A 14,639-nucleotide genomic window follows, 5' to 3' on the forward strand; every position below is an offset into this window, starting at 1 on the left:
TTCTATGAAGTTTAAAACGCGCCCCTTAGATCGGGGCGCGTAAGATTATGCATTGGCCATAATCACCTCAAGCGGATCGTGTTCGGCGACGAAATGATCCGGGGCAATCTCACTGAGTTGAGGTACATAGTCGGTCTCACCCATAGACAATCTGCTGGGCAAAAAGCGCAAAGCTGCTTTCGGATCCATGGGAGAAGGCAATTCTCCCGGTAGTTTAAGCCTTTGGCGGCTGCGCTCGACATCCGGATCAGGGATCGGAACCGCCGAAATCAGGGACTGAGTGTAAGGATGTTTCGGTTCGGAACAGATCACTTCACCATCGCCCAATTCAACGATGCGGCCCAGATATAGAACCATGATCCGGTTCGAAACCGCGCGTACCACAGACAAATCGTGGCTGATGAAGATCATCGATAGGCCAAACTCTTGTTGCAGTTCACGCAACAATCCTACGATCTGGGCTTGAATGGACACATCCAGCGCAGAAACTGCCTCGTCACAGATAATCAGTTTTGGTTTGTTGATCATGGCACGCGCGATTCCAACACGCTGGTTTTGCCCCCCGGACAGCTCGTGCGGATACCGGTTGATCATGTTGGCCTTCAAGCCAACACGCTCCATCATCTCTGCGACCAGCTCTTTGCGTTCCCGCTCGGTCAGATCCGGGCGATAGGTTTTCAGCGGTTCTGCGATCGAGGCCGAGATCGTCATCCGTGGATCAAGGCTCGCCAGCGGGTCCTGAAACACGATCTGCAGGTCCTTGCGGTACTTGTTCAACTCGGCCCGTTTCAGCCCGACGATCGGATGCCCCAGCCAGCTGACATTGCCCGCGCTGGGTTCGATCAGTTGCAGCACAGCCCGGGCCAGCGTGGATTTGCCACAGCCGGATTCTCCAACAACACCTAGGGTCTCGCCCTTTCGGATGTCGAAACTCACGCCATCAACGGCTTTCAGCGGTACCTTGTGCCCAAAAAGACCTCCCGAGACATGGATGGGGAAATGAACCTTGACGTCATCCACTTTCAGTAGCGGTTCTCCCGTCTGCGTAAGTGCTTTCGGAGCATCGCCCGCATCAATTCGCGGCATAGCCTCAAGTAGCGTTCGGGTATAATCATGCTGAGGAGAACGAAAGACTTCGCGCGTGTCACCGGCCTCCACAAACTCACCCATACGCATGACTTGAATATTGTCGCACATGCGCGCAACAACGCCCATGTCATGGGTGATCAGAGCTATGGCCGTACCTTCATCCTTTTGCAACCGTACCATCAGGTCCAAAATGTCGGCCTGAACGGTCACATCCAACGCAGTAGTCGGCTCATCCGCGATCAAAAGTTTGGGATTACACAGCATCGACATGGCGATCATCACACGCTGACGCATGCCACCAGATAATTCATGTGGATATTGATCCAGCCGCCGTTTCGCTTCAGGGATGCGAACGCGATTCAGCCAGTCAAGGCAACGTTGGCGGGCAGCCGAGCCTTGCAAACCTTCGTGAACCTGTAGCACCTCGCGCATTTGCTGGCCGACTCGCAGATGTGGGGTCAGCGCGGTCAGCGGATCCTGAAAGATCATGCCGACGTCTGAGCCACGGATCTTGTTGATTTTGTTGACGGGCAGATTCAGGATTTCCTGACCATTCAGCAAAGCAGCACCAGACGCATGGCCAGCGGAGGGCAACAGCCCCATCGCTGCCATGAACGTCTGGCTTTTGCCCGAGCCACTTTCGCCGACGATGCCCAGACATTCGCCGGGATTAATGTCGAAACTGATGCCCTTTACAGCTTCAACCACGCCGTCGGGTGTATCAAATCGGACGCTCAGGTCCTTCACGGAAAACAGACTCATATCAGCGATCCTTCGGGTCCAGAGCGTCGCGCAGCCCGTCACCGATGAAAAACATGGTGATGATGATGGCGACATAAAAAGTAAGTGGGAACATCAGCTGCCAGAGCGTACCATACGCCATGGTGCCAGCCCCTTCGGCGATCAGGCGGCCCAACGATGTGTAGGGTTCTGAGATTCCGAGGCCGAGGAACGAGATGAAGCTTTCCGTCAGGATCATCTCGGGCACCAGTAACGAAGCGTACACGATCACAACGCCCAACAGGTTGGGCAGAATGTGACGGTACATGATGGTAAATTCGCTGACACCGGCGGCGCGCGCGGCTTCGATAAACTCGCGGTTCTTGAGGGTCAGGGTTTGCCCACGAACAATCCGTGCCATCGTCAGCCAACCAACAGCGCCCAAGGCGATGAACAGCATGAAAAAGGATCGTCCCGCCACGACAAGCAGCAAAATGATGATCAGTGTTGCCGGAATTGCAAGCAGGATGTCCACGAACCGCATCATGGCACTGTCGGTGCGCCCGCCAATATATCCAGCGGTGATGCCATAGCAGGTGCCGACGATCAGAGCGGTCGCGGCCCCGATCAAACCGACCAGCAGCGATGTGGTGGTGGCCTGAATGACACGGCTGTATAGGTCGCGCCCCAGATCATCGACGCCGAAATAGTGTCCGGTTTCGATGGATGGCATCCCCATGCCGCGCACGTCCCCCATGACGTTCCAATCGATCTCTTCATTGTTCCAGACCGCGAAGTAAGGCCCAACAATCGTGAACAACACGATCAGACCCAAAATGAAAACGCTGGCCATTGCGGCCTTGTTGCGGACAAAACGTATCCGTGCGTCCTGCCAAAGCGAGCGCCCCTGAATGACCGTGTAATCAGTGATTTCCTCGGCCAGATGGGCGGCTTTTTGTGATTTTCCAAGCATTGCCTGCCCCTCAGTATCGGATTTTTGGATCGAACCAGGCATAAGCCAGGTCGGTCAGAAGGTTCACAACCACGGTCAACGCGCCGTAAAGAATGGTGACCCCTAGCAGCACAGCATAGTCGCGAGACAAAGCCGAGCCGACATAGGCCTGCCCCAGACCACCGGTTGAGAAATAGATGTCGACAAAAACCGAACCGGTCAGAACGTAGACAAAAACCGGCCCGAGGTACGAGACAACGGGAAGCAATGTCGGCTTAAGCGCATGGCGCCAGATCACGGTTCTTGTCGGCAATCCCTTGGCCCGTGCAGTTCGAATGAAGTTCGAGTTCAGAACCTCCAGCATCGATGACCGCGTAATCCTTGCGATTGAGCCCATGTAGGAGGTCGCCAACGCAATCACCGGCATCACCAGATACTGCCATTGACCGCCATGCCAGCCGCCACCCGGCAGCCACCCCAACCACAGGGTAAAGGTCAGGATCAGGATCGGCCCCATGATGAAGTTAGGAAGCGCCTGAGCGGCGATACCCAGACCCACCGCAAAGTAGTCAATCCAGCTATTGTGTTTGATTGCAGCGGCAATTCCCAGCGCGACGCCAACGGAAGTTGCAACAAGGAAAGACAACGAACCATAGGTCAGCGAAATCGGGAAACCCTGCGCGATGATGTCGTTCACATCCCGATCCTTGAATTTGAAGGACGGTCCGAAATCAAAATGCACCACGATGTTGTACAGATAGTCCCAAAGCTGTTTCCACAGCGGTTGGTCCAATCCATAACGCGCCTCGATATTGGCCAGAACCTGCGGCGGCAATGGCCGTTCCGAGGTGAATGGCCCGCCAGGCGCGATGTGCATGAGGAAAAAGCAGGCGACGATCAATAACAGGATCGTCGGAATAGCGACCAGCAGCCGCTTTAAACTGTAGGCAAGCATTTCATGCCCCCGTGTTTATTGGCCCTGCCCCGGATGTCTCCGGGGCAGGGCGTGGTTCAAAGACGATTATTCAGCGAGCTTGTAGAGGTTCTTCGAGTACCAGTTCTGCTCGACGTTGTTCACCGGCCAGTTGCCTACATCGCTGTCCATCATATAGACGCCTGCGTAGTGATAGATCGGGATCACAGGCGTTTCTTGGGCGATGATGCGTTCAACTTCGGTGTAAAGCGGAGCCGGATCGTCCGAGGTTTTGGCCTCGGCCAGCAGCTCATCAACGCGCGCGTTGGCATATTTGCCGTCATTATAGCCCGAGTCCGACTGCAGCAGGTCCAGGAAGGTCGACGCCTCGTTGTAGTCTCCGCACCAAGCACCACGTGCCAGCTCAAAGTTTTGGTTGCCGCGCTCCTCGAGGAAGACTTTCCACTCCATATTTGCCAGTTCGGCGTTCACGCCAAGCTTTTGCTTCCACATCTGGCTCAGCGCAACGGCGACCTTCTTGTGGTTTTCCGCGGTGTTATAAACCATCTGGAAGCTCAGAGGGTTGTCAGGCCCATAACCTGCTTCTGCTAGCAGCTCCTTCGCCAACTCGTCGCGTTCGGCTTGGGACATGGATGCCATTTCAACGGCCGGGACGGTGAAGCCTGCGGTTGCTTCGGGGGCGAAGGTGTAGGCTTCGGGCTGACCGCCTGCCATCACTTTTTCGGTGATGATCGCACGATCAACGGCCAGTGACAGGGCTTGGCGGACGTTCGGGTCCTTGAAAGCCTCGGGGCCACCATCAGACAGATTGAAGGTGTAATAATAGTTGCACAGGCGTGGGAAGCTGATGGCTTCTACGGGGTGCTCTTCCTTCAGACGTGGGTACTGGCCGGCTGGAATTTCGGTGCGGTCCAGTTCGCCAGCCAAATAGCGGGTCAGGGCGACGTTTTCATCATTGATGACCAGCGCCACGACCTTGTCGATGATGGTGTTATCGTTGTCCCAATAGGCGGTGTTGCGTTCACGTACCGAGCGTTCTTGCGGCAGGTGCTCGGTCAGAACATATGCGCCGTTCGAGACGATGTTTTCCGGTTTGGTCCAGGCGTCACCAAATTCTTCGATCACTTTCTGCGGTGCCGGGAAGGTTGTCGAATGTGTGGTCATCTGCGGGAAATAGGGAAGGGGGGCGCTCAGGCGGACTTCCAGCGTTTTGTCGTCGATGGCTTTGACACCCAACTCATCTACCGGTTTTTCGCCCGCGATGATCTCGGCAGCGTTTTCGATCGACATCAGTTCCATGAACCACGCATAGGGCGACGACAGTTCGGGATCGACGGCGCGCTTCCAGGCATACACAAAGTCACCTGCGGTCACCGGATCACCATTCGACCACTTCGCTTCATCGCGCAGGGTAAAGGTGTAAACGTCCTTGGTATCGTTGACCGAGAATTCGGTGGCGACACCAGGAACCAGGTTACCGTCCTCATCCTGATTCATCAGGCCTTCAAACAGATCGCGAACAATTTCTGCACCCGACACATCTTCTACGACTTGCGGGTCGACCGAGCTGTGTTCATCGAGAATCCGATAGGTGAAGGTCTGATCGTCGGCCAGGGCTTCTCCGGTTTCGGGATGTGTACCGGCAGCAATTGCAGCACCGGTAATGATGGTCGAGGACAACAGTCCTGCCAAAGAGGTTCTGATTATTTTGTTCATGTGTTTACTCCCATTTTGTATGGTTTCGAACGTCCAAACCGCATTCGCGGTGGGCGCTTGTCTGCCATTTTGTCTCCGGCAATTGTCTGGACTTTACCTTGATCTAGATCGTGCCAAGATCGATAATTTCGGCATTCATGCATCAGGCAATGTCGGAGATCCGAATGCGAAAGCTATCTTTCACTGCCCATGAACCTGTCAGTTTTGAAGCAAAGGTAAAGGGTTTTGCGGTGGGTGAAGACCACAAAGGCTGATTAGAACCGCAGCCGGCGGAGGTGTTAAAATTTTATTTTGAAACGCTTCGTGGCAGTGACATTTTCGTGAAGCTCAACATATCACCGTGGGTGAATGTGTTCGCAGTGATGCTCGTAAATGGCGAATCAGTACGCTGCTACGGCTTCAGAACGGCCTTCAATGAGGCATCGGGGAAGCAGGTTGGTGTGCTTCCAGAAGCCTCTTGCCAGCGCCCGATCGAGCGTCGGGTTTTGTATCCGGGCAGGCCATCGACGCCACCGACGTCATGACCCTGTTGAACAAGCACCTGCTGCATGCTGGCGACATCTGAACGATAGAGATTGCCGACATCGCCCCAACGACCCCGAAAATCGCCAACTCCGTATTGGATGCGATCACCGACATGTCCCACAAACAGCGCATAAAGGTCGCTGGTGTTATAGTCTTTGAGGACATAGAAATTGGGCGTTACGATAAAGGCCGGACCGCTACGACCGGCAGGCATCATAAGATAGCCCTCGGCATCAAGTTCATGTGCCGGAAAAGGTTTGCCGGAAACGCGATTTACGCCCATGGCGACCCAATCGCGGATCAACCGCCCCTGATCAGGGCCCTCCAACGCGCAAGAAACGGTCGTAGGTAGGATAACTTCGAACCCCCAGTCGCGGCCTGTCACCCATCCGTGCTCGTCAAGATACGCGCCGATCGATGCAATCGTGTCCGAGGCTGAGCCCCAGATATCAGTTCGGCCATCCCCATCGCCATCGCGCGCGTAAGTCAGAAAATTTGTGGGCATAAACTGAGGCTGCCCCAAGGCACCCGCCCAACTGCTTTTCAGTGCGTGGCCTTGGCCGTGACCGGATTCAGCGATCTGTAGCGCAGCAATCAGTTCAGCCGTGAAATACTCTGCCCGTGTGCTCATGAACCCTTTGGTGCCCAGCACCTGAAACGCATTATGGCGGATAGGGACTTGTCCGTATCCGCTTTCGCGGCCCCAGATGGCCAGTATGATACGGGCGGGTACGCCGGTTTCTGTCTCGACACGTGATAGCGTGTCCGCGTGGCGCTTAGCCATCTTGCGACCGACGGAGGTGGCACCCTGGACTGATCCGGCATTGAAATAACGACCAGGTGAGCCGAACTCGGCCTGCCGTTGTTGCTTGGGTGTCTTTTTAGAGCTGCCCGGCGGAACCAGGTCAGGAAGGTCCCAGTTTAGTGTTACCCCGTCAAAGGCACTTTGGAATGTGCGTTTCGAAACGCCCTTGGCTTTTGCCTGAGGCCATATGGTCTGTTGCAGCCAGCTCTGAAACTGACGCTCAACCGCAGCGCGATCCTGCGCGGCCGAAGGGGCCGCAAGACAAAGCAGGGAGAGGAGAGCAAGAACCAAACGCATATGACCGGTCTCGCGTGCGCATGACTTTATGTCAACATCGGGGTGTTCGGGCAATTTTGCAAAAGTCCTTGAGAAAATCTGTGACTCTGCCGATAGTTGCCGGGAACCCCGCCGCAAGAGGATCATCAGGCTTGACCTTTTCCCGGATGTCTTCAGTCGCTGTGCCCGCCTTGGTGACGCTTGTTGCTCTGATGTCGACGGCACAGACAGCCGGGGCGAGCGATAGCTTCATGGACCCTCAAGGCCCGATCGCGGCGGTGCAAAAGACCCATCTTTTGCGTGCGACGGCCCTGATCCTGATCGCGGTGATTCCGGTTCTGGTTCTGGTGCCGCTGATCGCCATTCGCTATCGGCGACGGAAAGGAGGAAGCGCAGCCTACACTCCGCATTGGGATTTTTCGGCGAAGCTAGAATTTCTGATGTGGGGCGTCCCGGTGGTGATCGTGATGATCCTGTCCTTCTATCTCTGGAAAGCGACACATCGTCTTGACCCTTATTCGGCCCCGTTTGGGGAAGGGCCCGCCCTAAATGTGCAGGTGGTTGGTCTCGATTGGAAATGGCTGTTCATCTATCCAGATCATGGCATCGCAACGGTGGGAGAACTGGGCATACCGATCAAACAGCAAGTTGCGATGACGCTGACCACAGACACGGTGATGCAGTCGTTCATGATCCCGGCGCTGGCAGGGCAAATCTATGCCATGCCGGGGATGACGACTCGGCTACACCTGGTGGCAGACTCGCCTGAGACGATGCAAGGCGAGAACACACAGTATAATGGCCGAGGATTCACAAAGCAGAAATTCCTGGCGCAAGCGATGCAGCCCGAGGATTTTCAGGCATGGGTCGCCAGTGTTAAAGCGCATGGCATACCGTTGACCGAAAGCACCTATCGGACGTTGGCGATGCGTACGGATCGGGATGAGGTACAGGCGGCATTGGGCACCGAACTCATGCCGCTGAATGCGCTTTATTTCACGCTGGAAGAGGGCGACCTGTTCCATTCGATCCTGCGTCGTTATCACAGCGGAGAGCCTCTGCAGTTGGATCAGCAACCCGGAACGGCTGAATACGGGCAGGAGGCAAGCCAATGACAAATGCCGAGACCGGTTTCTTCGGTCGCCTGAGCTGGGATGCATTTCCCATCGCTGGACTGATCCAGAATCCTGGCGCAAATGAGATCATTGCAAACGCTGCTGCTGCTATTGTGATCGTGGGCGTAGTGGTAGTGATTGGCATCCTGACGTGGTTCCGGTTGTGGGGTCCGCTCTGGCGCGATTGGCTGACCAGCGCTGATCACAAGAAGATCGGCGTCATGTACATTGTCTTCGCCATCGTCATGCTAGCGCGGGGCGTCCTGGAAGGCGTGGTGATGCGGGCCCAACAGGCGGCGGGACCGGGGGACGGATTCCTGGAACCCGAGCATTTCGCGGAACTGTTCAGCACTCATGGCACCATAATGGTGTTCTTCGTCGCGGTACCTTTTGTCTTTGGCGTCGCTAATTACATAATTCCGCTCATGATAGGCGCGCGCGACGTGGCCTTCCCGGTGATGAACCAGATCGGGCTTGGCTTAACCGTCTCGGCCGGGCTGATGCTGATGGTCTCGCTGGTGGTCGGAGAGTTCTCGACCGGTGGCTGGACCGCGTATCCACCCTATACCGGAGCAGCTTTTAATCCCGGCGTTGGGCCGGATTACTGGATTTGGGCCATCGTGGTCTCTGGCGTGGGCACAACACTGACTGGCATCAACTTTGCCGTCACGATCTACAAGCTGCGTGCGCCGGGGATGAAGTTCATGCGGTTGCCCATGTATTGCTGGACGATAATCTGCAGCTCGATTCTGATCATCTTTGCCATGCCCCCCCTTGGCGTAGCTGCATTGTTGCTGGCCGCTGACCGATATCTCGATTTCCACTTCTTCACCAATGACCTTGGCGGCAACATGATGAACTATGCCAACCTGTTCTGGCTGTTTGGCCACCCCGAGGTCTACCTGTTGGTCCTGCCTGCATATGGTATCTATTCCGAGGTCTTTGCCACCTTTTCGGCCAAGCGTCTCTATGGTTACAACTCACTGGTCATCGCAACAATGTCGATTGCGGTCATGTCCTTCACGGTTTGGTTGCATCATTTCTTCACCATGGGGCAAAGCGCTCTGATCAACGCGGTGTTCGGGATTGCCACGATGCTGATCGCCATTCCGACCGGGGTAAAGGTCTATGACTGGATGGCGACTCTGTACCGTGGGCGCATTCGATTCTCGGTTCCGATGCTTTATGGCCTAGCGTTCTTGATGTTGTTCGTCATCGGCGGCCTCAGCGGGGTGGTTCTTGCCAATCCAACCGTCGACTATCAGGTCCATAATACGCTGTTTCTGGTTGCTCATTTCCACAACGCGTTGCTACCCGGTGTGCTGTTCGGGTTGCTCGCCGGCTATAACTACTGGTTCCCCAAGGCCTTTGGGTTCCGTCTAAACGAGTTCTGGGGCCGCGTTTCGGTTTTCTGCTGGACGGTTGGGTTTCTGCTGACCTTCATGCCGCTCTACTTCGTTGGTCTGATGGGCATGCCCCGCCGGTCGTTCAGTTGGGAGGATCCCAGCTTTCACCCCTACATGATCACCGCCGCCATAGGATCGCTGGTGATTACTTGCGGGTTGCTTTCGATCCTGGTCCAATTGTGGGTCAGTATACGCGACCGAGAACAGACCCGCGCACCGGTCGGTGATCCTTGGGACGGGCGCACGCTGGAATGGTCGATCCCGTCTCCGCCGCCACCCTACAACTTCGCTATTATTCCTCAGGTTAGTGACCGCGATGACTTTGCTGCAGCTAAGGAGCGCGGACAAGCCTATCCTGCACCCGCGGCCTACGAAGATATCGAGATGCCGCGCAACACCGGCATCGGGTTTATCCTCTGCGTGCTCAGTGGCATCTGGATGTTCTCTCTGGTCTGGTGGATCTGGTGGCTGGCAGCACTGATGACCATCGCGATGATCCTCGCCATTATCATCTGGAGCTTCGACACCAGCACCGAGGTCATCATCCCCGCCGAAGAGGTCCGCAAAGAACACGAGGCGTGGTTGGCGCTGGTCCACAGCACCGCCGCTGTGGATCGCGATCATGAAAGTACACCGGAAAATCGCGGCCTCGCCCGCCCGGATATGGAGGCCGTGATATGAGGCGCGCACCCAAGCACAGCTATCCGGGGATAAACCTCGGTGAGGACCACGCCAGCGCTCACAAGGCGACCGAGGTCGTCACTTTCGGCTTCTGGGTCTTCCTGATGAGCGATCTGGTCTATTTCGGCCTGATGTTCGCGATCTATATCACCATGATAGACGCGCAGGCCGGCGGTCCGGGCCCGCATGAGCTGTTCGACCTGAAAAGCATCTTTGCCCAGACTCTCATTCTGCTGACCAGCAGTTTGACCGTCGGGCTGGCGATGTTAGCGCTGAAATACAACCTGCCTCGGGCACGGATCGTGCTGTGGTTCGGAGTGACACTGCTGCTGGGGCTCAGTTTTCTGGTTTTGGAGATCCGTGATTTCATGAACATGGCAGCCCAAGGCGGTATCCCACAGCGTAGCGGGTTTTTGTCGGCCTTCTATGGTCTCGTACCGCTCCACGGCTTGCATGTTGCAGCCGGGTGTATGTGGCTAATCGTGCTGGGTATTCAGCTGCGTATGTTCGGGCTGACCGATCTGCTGATGTCGCGTATGGTGCGGTTGGCGCTATTCTGGCATTTCCTCGATCTTATCTGGATCGGCATAATAACCATCGTGTATTTCGGAGGGCTGGCCTATGGATAAACGATCCGAGATGCATCACCGCGAACGGCGGCGTTACGTGATTGGCTATGGTGGGTCACTGCTGCTCACGCTGGTGGTATTTGTGATCGCCTATCATTTCGGTATTGAAACACCAGGCGTCTATATGACCATCGGCCTTCTGGGGTTGGCACAACTGGTTGTTCAACTGATCTATTTTCTACACATCGACCGCCGCCGCAGCAGCCGAGAAGATCTGGACCTGGTTCTGTTCTCGACACTTGTTCTGCTGATTATCATCGGCGGGACAGTTTGGATTCTGGGCAATCTGGCCATGCGCATGCATATGCAGGTGATGTGAGGTCGCTCGATTAGGCACCGAAAAGGAAGCTGCTTATGAAGTCATTCAAGGCAATTGCCGCCGCTGGGATCCTGGTCACGATTGCTGTTGGATTGTTCCTTTTCTGGCGGCATGAAGAGCGGTATCCGTCAACAAAAGACGCCTATATCGGCGCGAATATCATCTATGTGGCCGCACAGGTGACCGGGCAGGTTTCAGACGTTGCAGTGGTCGAAAACCAGCCGGTCAATGCAGGCGATTTGCTGTTCTCGATTGATCCGACACAGTTCCAAGCCTCGGTCGATCAGGCCAAAGCTAATCTGGACAGTGCCATTCAGCAGGCTGACTCCTTCTCGAACCAGATCACTGCTGCACAGGCCGCTGTCGAAAGCGCCAACTCTTTCTACGAAACCGCTCAGAGCAATCTTGAACGCGCCCGAGCTTTGTTTTCGGACGGGGACCTCGCGCAGGCCTCGCTGGACCAAACTACATCCGAATTCGCACAGGCTTCGGCCCGGTTGACCACCAGCCGGTCCGAGCTTTCCGCGTTGCAAAGTGGCCTCGCGGCCCGGCAGGACAATGTGTTGTCCTCGCAGGCTGCGTTGGAAATCGCGCAGGCCGATCTTGTCTGGACCAAGGTCTATGCCGCGGCCGATGGCTGGATCGCAAATCTGACGCTGCGGCCAGGGTCGTCTGTCTCGGCCAATGCGCCGCAATTTTCCATTGTCGAGTCGTCTGACTGGTGGGTCGATGCAAATTTCAAGGAAACATCACTGCCACGCATCCGACCCGGTCAGCCGGTCACAGTGCAGGTGGATATGCTTCCAGACACGACCCTGACCGGCAAGGTTGCGTCGATCGGTCGAGGCTCGGGCGATACGTTTTCGTTGTTGCCGTCCGAAAACTCCAGCGGCAACTGGGTCAAGGTCACTCGACGTTTCCCGGTGCGGATTGAGCTTGATCCAACTGATGCTCCGCTACGTGTAGGAGGCAGCAGCAAAGTTACGGTGGATACAACCGGAACCAGCCAATGACTGATGCCGGCCATATCAATCGCGTGATTGTCGTGGCCGTCGTGCTCAGTGCAATTCTCGAAGTTCTGGACAGTACCATCGTCAATGTTGCGTTGCCGCATATTCAGGCGGCTTTTGGGGCCACAACCGATCAGGCGACATGGATCTTAACCAGCTATATCGTCTCAGCCGTTGTGGTCATGCCGCTGACCGGGTTTGTCGCGCGTCGGGTCGGGCGGCGCAGGCTGATCCTGACTGCGGTCACGGGTTTTGCCACAATGTCTGTCATGTGCGGCCTGTCATGGAGTCTTCAGACTATCGTCGCGTTCCGCCTGGCGCAGGGGATGTTCGGCGCGTTCCTGATCCCGTTATCGCAGTCCATCCTGTTTGACGCCTTTCCGCGTGAAAAACGGGGACAGGCCATGGCGGTCTTTGGCTTGGGCGTGGTGGTCGCACCGGTGTTGGGCCCAACTGTAGGTGCAGTCCTGACTGAGTATTTTTCGTGGCGAATGGTGTTTTTCGTCAACCTTCCGGTCGCTGCCATGGCCCTGCTGCTTTTGGCGGGCGAGTTGCCGGACGACAAAACCGAAGAGGTGCGCATCGACTGGAAAGGCCTGGCGCTGCTGGCACTTGGCATTGGATGCCTTCAATTCATTCTTGACCAAGGTGAGACCAAGGACTGGCTGTCATCGAGGATGATACAGCTGGCGTTGATCGCTTCGGTTCTTGGGGCAATGGGGTTCATCGTCCATTCTCTGACATCCCGGCATTCTGTCGTTGATTTGCGCCTTTTTGCGGATCGCAACTTTGCCCTGTGCAACCTAGTGATAGCGGGGTTCGCGATCTCATTGTTTGGCGGGATCGCCATACTGCCAACCTTTGTGCAAAGCCTGCTCGATTACCCCGTGATCGAATCCGGTCATTTGTTCATACCGCGCGGGATCGCCGCAGGTGCATCGATGGTGCTGACCGGGGCCGTACTGGTCACCCGGTTTGATCCACGAGTTTTAGCCGGGTTGGGGATGCTGTTGACAGCACTGGGGAATTTCATGTTGGGCACGCTCAACCTCGACGCCGGTTTCTGGCAACTGGCTTGGCCGGGCTTTGTCAGTGGTCTGGGGATGGGGCTGGTGTTTGTGCCGATGTCTATTCTGGCATTCGAGAGCATCAGTAAATCAAGGCAGGATGAGGCCTCGGGCTTATTCAACGTCACCAGGCAGCTTGGCTCTTCGGTAGGTATTTCATTGGTGGGGACTTGGGTCGTGCGAGGCCTGCAAACCAATACGGCAGTGCTCAGCCAGAATGTGACACCCTACAATCCTGCTGCACAGGCTTATCTTGCGCCGCTGGGGCTAACACCCGATAGCGCTCAGGGCGCCGCCATTCTGGGGCAAGAGATCGCACGGCAGGCCGAGATGATCTCGTACCTTACAGTATTCAACAATCTTGGACTGCTGGCGTTGGCCACGATCCCACTGTTGTTCTTCTGCCGCGCGCCCAGGCCCGACCAAAGGGCTGCAGCACCCGTTCACTAGCGCGTCAGAACAAGGCCCAGCCATAGCGCGAACCAGCACAAGACGAGGCTGAGAGCGATGTTACCGGCGGCAAATACGATCGTCCGTTCACGGTGCAATTGCAGCGATTGATAGGCGAAGCTTGAGAATGTGGTGAAGCCGCCGCAAAACCCGAATACAAGGCGTTTTTCCTCTTCGCCCATTTCCGCAGAGCCACCCAGATAACCAATCCATAGACCCAGCAGAAGGCTGCCCAGAACATTCACGATCAGGGTCGAGTACGGCAGATCATGCGTCACCCGAAGCGCCAGCCAATGCCGCAGTACAGCCCCCAATCCTCCGCCCAATGCGAACATGGCATGCAGATACAAGGTCGTCATTCCGATGTTTCCCGGGAATGATGCCGCCGACCCAGCGCTTCCCCAAGAACCGCCGCCGTAAGACCAAATGCGATCTCCGCGCTTACGGCGATAACCACAAACCAATTCTGGGTTTCTGCCAGTCTTTCCAGCTCGGCAACGAATGAGGAAAACGTCGATAGCCCACCGCATAATCCAACGGCCCCTAGATGCAGGACGTGGGCGTGGACACGATTTCGAATGGCATAGAGCCAACCTAGAACGAAACAGGCCGCAACATTGATGCCGAAAGTCGCGGTTAGGAACGGAGCGCCGGGGATCTCCAGCGAAAATAGCTCGCGCAGCAACGACCCTGCAGCACCCCCCACAAAGACGGCTGTATACATCAGGGCGCGATGCCCGAATGCAGGCGCTGTTTTCGACACTGCGGTTGATCCTGCTCTGACCAGCGTTTCATTTTGCATACAGACTGCTTTTGCTTGGTTCAACCGGCCTCGCTAACCCAACCGTTATCTTTGTTTGATTGGCAAGGGCTTGCGCAAACAGGTCAATTTGTTCCACGTTCTGGATGAAGAGCAGGGTCATGGACCCAATGTCCATTCAAGGT

The 14,639-nt window shown here is 56.0% G+C and carries 13 protein-coding genes; 6 read left to right on the top strand and 7 right to left on the bottom strand.

What is annotated here, in order from left to right; genetic code table 11:
- Positions 1–45: 45 nt before the first annotated feature.
- The 5 genes from ACR0NM_RS09690 to ACR0NM_RS09710 all read right to left on the bottom strand — a co-directional run bounded on the left by ACR0NM_RS09690 (position 46) and on the right by ACR0NM_RS09710 (position 7,038).
- Positions 46–1,851 (bottom strand): ABC transporter ATP-binding protein, encoded by a 1,806-nt coding sequence (locus ACR0NM_RS09690; protein WP_480614376.1) that lies wholly within the window; start codon positions 1,849–1,851, stop codon positions 46–48.
- Position 1,852: 1 nt separating this feature from the next.
- Positions 1,853–2,782, bottom strand: a complete 930-nt coding sequence (locus tag ACR0NM_RS09695) for an ABC transporter permease subunit (protein WP_170407802.1) — start codon at positions 2,780–2,782, stop codon at positions 1,853–1,855.
- A 10-nt stretch (positions 2,783–2,792) separates the two neighbouring features.
- Complete coding sequence (gene oppB / locus ACR0NM_RS09700; protein WP_170422826.1) at positions 2,793–3,716, bottom strand: oligopeptide ABC transporter permease OppB; 924 nt, start codon at positions 3,714–3,716, stop codon at positions 2,793–2,795.
- A 66-nt stretch (positions 3,717–3,782) separates the two neighbouring features.
- Positions 3,783–5,411: a peptide ABC transporter substrate-binding protein gene (locus ACR0NM_RS09705; protein WP_170407804.1), complete on the bottom strand. Its 1,629-nt coding sequence runs from the start codon at positions 5,409–5,411 to the stop codon at positions 3,783–3,785.
- Between the two features lie 391 nt (positions 5,412–5,802).
- Positions 5,803–7,038 carry a lytic murein transglycosylase gene (locus ACR0NM_RS09710; RefSeq protein ID WP_170735894.1) on the bottom strand — a complete coding sequence of 412 codons (1,236 nt, stop codon included), beginning with the start codon at positions 7,036–7,038 and terminating at the stop codon, positions 5,803–5,805.
- 131 nt (positions 7,039–7,169) lie between these two features.
- On the opposite strand from ACR0NM_RS09710, the gene ACR0NM_RS09715 reads away from it, so the two are divergent.
- The 6 genes from ACR0NM_RS09715 to ACR0NM_RS09740 are packed head-to-tail and all read left to right on the top strand — an operon-like array spanning position 7,170 to position 13,694.
- A complete protein-coding gene (locus ACR0NM_RS09715; protein ID WP_480614379.1) occupies positions 7,170–8,132 on the top strand; it encodes a cytochrome ubiquinol oxidase subunit II in 963 nt (320 codons plus the stop codon).
- Positions 8,129–10,219: a cbb3-type cytochrome c oxidase subunit I gene (locus tag ACR0NM_RS09720; RefSeq protein WP_170511943.1), complete on the top strand. Its 2,091-nt coding sequence runs from the start codon at positions 8,129–8,131 to the stop codon at positions 10,217–10,219. The genes ACR0NM_RS09715 and ACR0NM_RS09720 overlap by 4 nt, the downstream gene beginning before the upstream one ends.
- On the top strand, positions 10,216–10,848 hold the full coding sequence (locus ACR0NM_RS09725) for a cytochrome c oxidase subunit 3 (protein ID WP_480614382.1): 633 nt from the start codon (positions 10,216–10,218) through the stop codon (positions 10,846–10,848). The genes ACR0NM_RS09720 and ACR0NM_RS09725 overlap by 4 nt, the downstream gene beginning before the upstream one ends.
- Positions 10,841–11,167, top strand: a complete 327-nt coding sequence (locus ACR0NM_RS09730) for a cytochrome o ubiquinol oxidase subunit IV (protein WP_255612219.1) — start codon at positions 10,841–10,843, stop codon at positions 11,165–11,167. Before ACR0NM_RS09725 ends, ACR0NM_RS09730 begins: the two co-directional genes overlap by 8 nt.
- Before the next feature lie 35 nt (positions 11,168–11,202).
- Positions 11,203–12,180 carry an HlyD family secretion protein gene (locus tag ACR0NM_RS09735; RefSeq protein ID WP_170407817.1) on the top strand — a complete coding sequence of 326 codons (978 nt, stop codon included), beginning with the start codon at positions 11,203–11,205 and terminating at the stop codon, positions 12,178–12,180.
- Positions 12,177–13,694 (top strand): DHA2 family efflux MFS transporter permease subunit, encoded by a 1,518-nt coding sequence (locus tag ACR0NM_RS09740; protein ID WP_480586262.1) that lies wholly within the window; start codon positions 12,177–12,179, stop codon positions 13,692–13,694. The genes ACR0NM_RS09735 and ACR0NM_RS09740 overlap by 4 nt, the downstream gene beginning before the upstream one ends.
- On the opposite strand, the gene crcB is transcribed toward ACR0NM_RS09740, so the two are convergent.
- Positions 13,691–14,053 carry a fluoride efflux transporter CrcB gene (crcB, locus tag ACR0NM_RS09745; protein WP_170407821.1) on the bottom strand — a complete coding sequence of 121 codons (363 nt, stop codon included), beginning with the start codon at positions 14,051–14,053 and terminating at the stop codon, positions 13,691–13,693. The genes ACR0NM_RS09740 and crcB overlap by 4 nt on opposite strands.
- Positions 14,050–14,496 carry a fluoride efflux transporter FluC gene (locus tag ACR0NM_RS09750; RefSeq protein WP_480614385.1) on the bottom strand — a complete coding sequence of 149 codons (447 nt, stop codon included), beginning with the start codon at positions 14,494–14,496 and terminating at the stop codon, positions 14,050–14,052. Before ACR0NM_RS09750 ends, crcB begins: the two co-directional genes overlap by 4 nt.
- Positions 14,497–14,639: the final 143 nt, after the last annotated feature.

This window comes from Ruegeria sp. AF2, assembly GCF_056542025.1.

Coding starts and splice junctions, on each gene's coding strand:
- ACR0NM_RS09730 (WP_255612219.1), top strand. CDS start 10,841: ATGGATAAACGATCCGAGATGCATCACCGCGAACGGCGGCGTTACGTG.
- ACR0NM_RS09690 (WP_480614376.1), bottom strand. CDS start 1,851: ATGAGTCTGTTTTCCGTGAAGGACCTGAGCGTCCGATTTGATACACCC.
- ACR0NM_RS09725 (WP_480614382.1), top strand. CDS start 10,216: ATGAGGCGCGCACCCAAGCACAGCTATCCGGGGATAAACCTCGGTGAG.
- ACR0NM_RS09705 (WP_170407804.1), bottom strand. CDS start 5,411: ATGAACAAAATAATCAGAACCTCTTTGGCAGGACTGTTGTCCTCGACC.
- ACR0NM_RS09740 (WP_480586262.1), top strand. CDS start 12,177: ATGACTGATGCCGGCCATATCAATCGCGTGATTGTCGTGGCCGTCGTG.
- ACR0NM_RS09710 (WP_170735894.1), bottom strand. CDS start 7,038: ATGCGTTTGGTTCTTGCTCTCCTCTCCCTGCTTTGTCTTGCGGCCCCT.
- ACR0NM_RS09735 (WP_170407817.1), top strand. CDS start 11,203: ATGAAGTCATTCAAGGCAATTGCCGCCGCTGGGATCCTGGTCACGATT.
- crcB (WP_170407821.1), bottom strand. CDS start 14,053: ATGACGACCTTGTATCTGCATGCCATGTTCGCATTGGGCGGAGGATTG.
- ACR0NM_RS09750 (WP_480614385.1), bottom strand. CDS start 14,496: ATGCAAAATGAAACGCTGGTCAGAGCAGGATCAACCGCAGTGTCGAAA.
- ACR0NM_RS09720 (WP_170511943.1), top strand. CDS start 8,129: ATGACAAATGCCGAGACCGGTTTCTTCGGTCGCCTGAGCTGGGATGCA.
- oppB (WP_170422826.1), bottom strand. CDS start 3,716: ATGCTTGCCTACAGTTTAAAGCGGCTGCTGGTCGCTATTCCGACGATC.
- ACR0NM_RS09695 (WP_170407802.1), bottom strand. CDS start 2,782: ATGCTTGGAAAATCACAAAAAGCCGCCCATCTGGCCGAGGAAATCACT.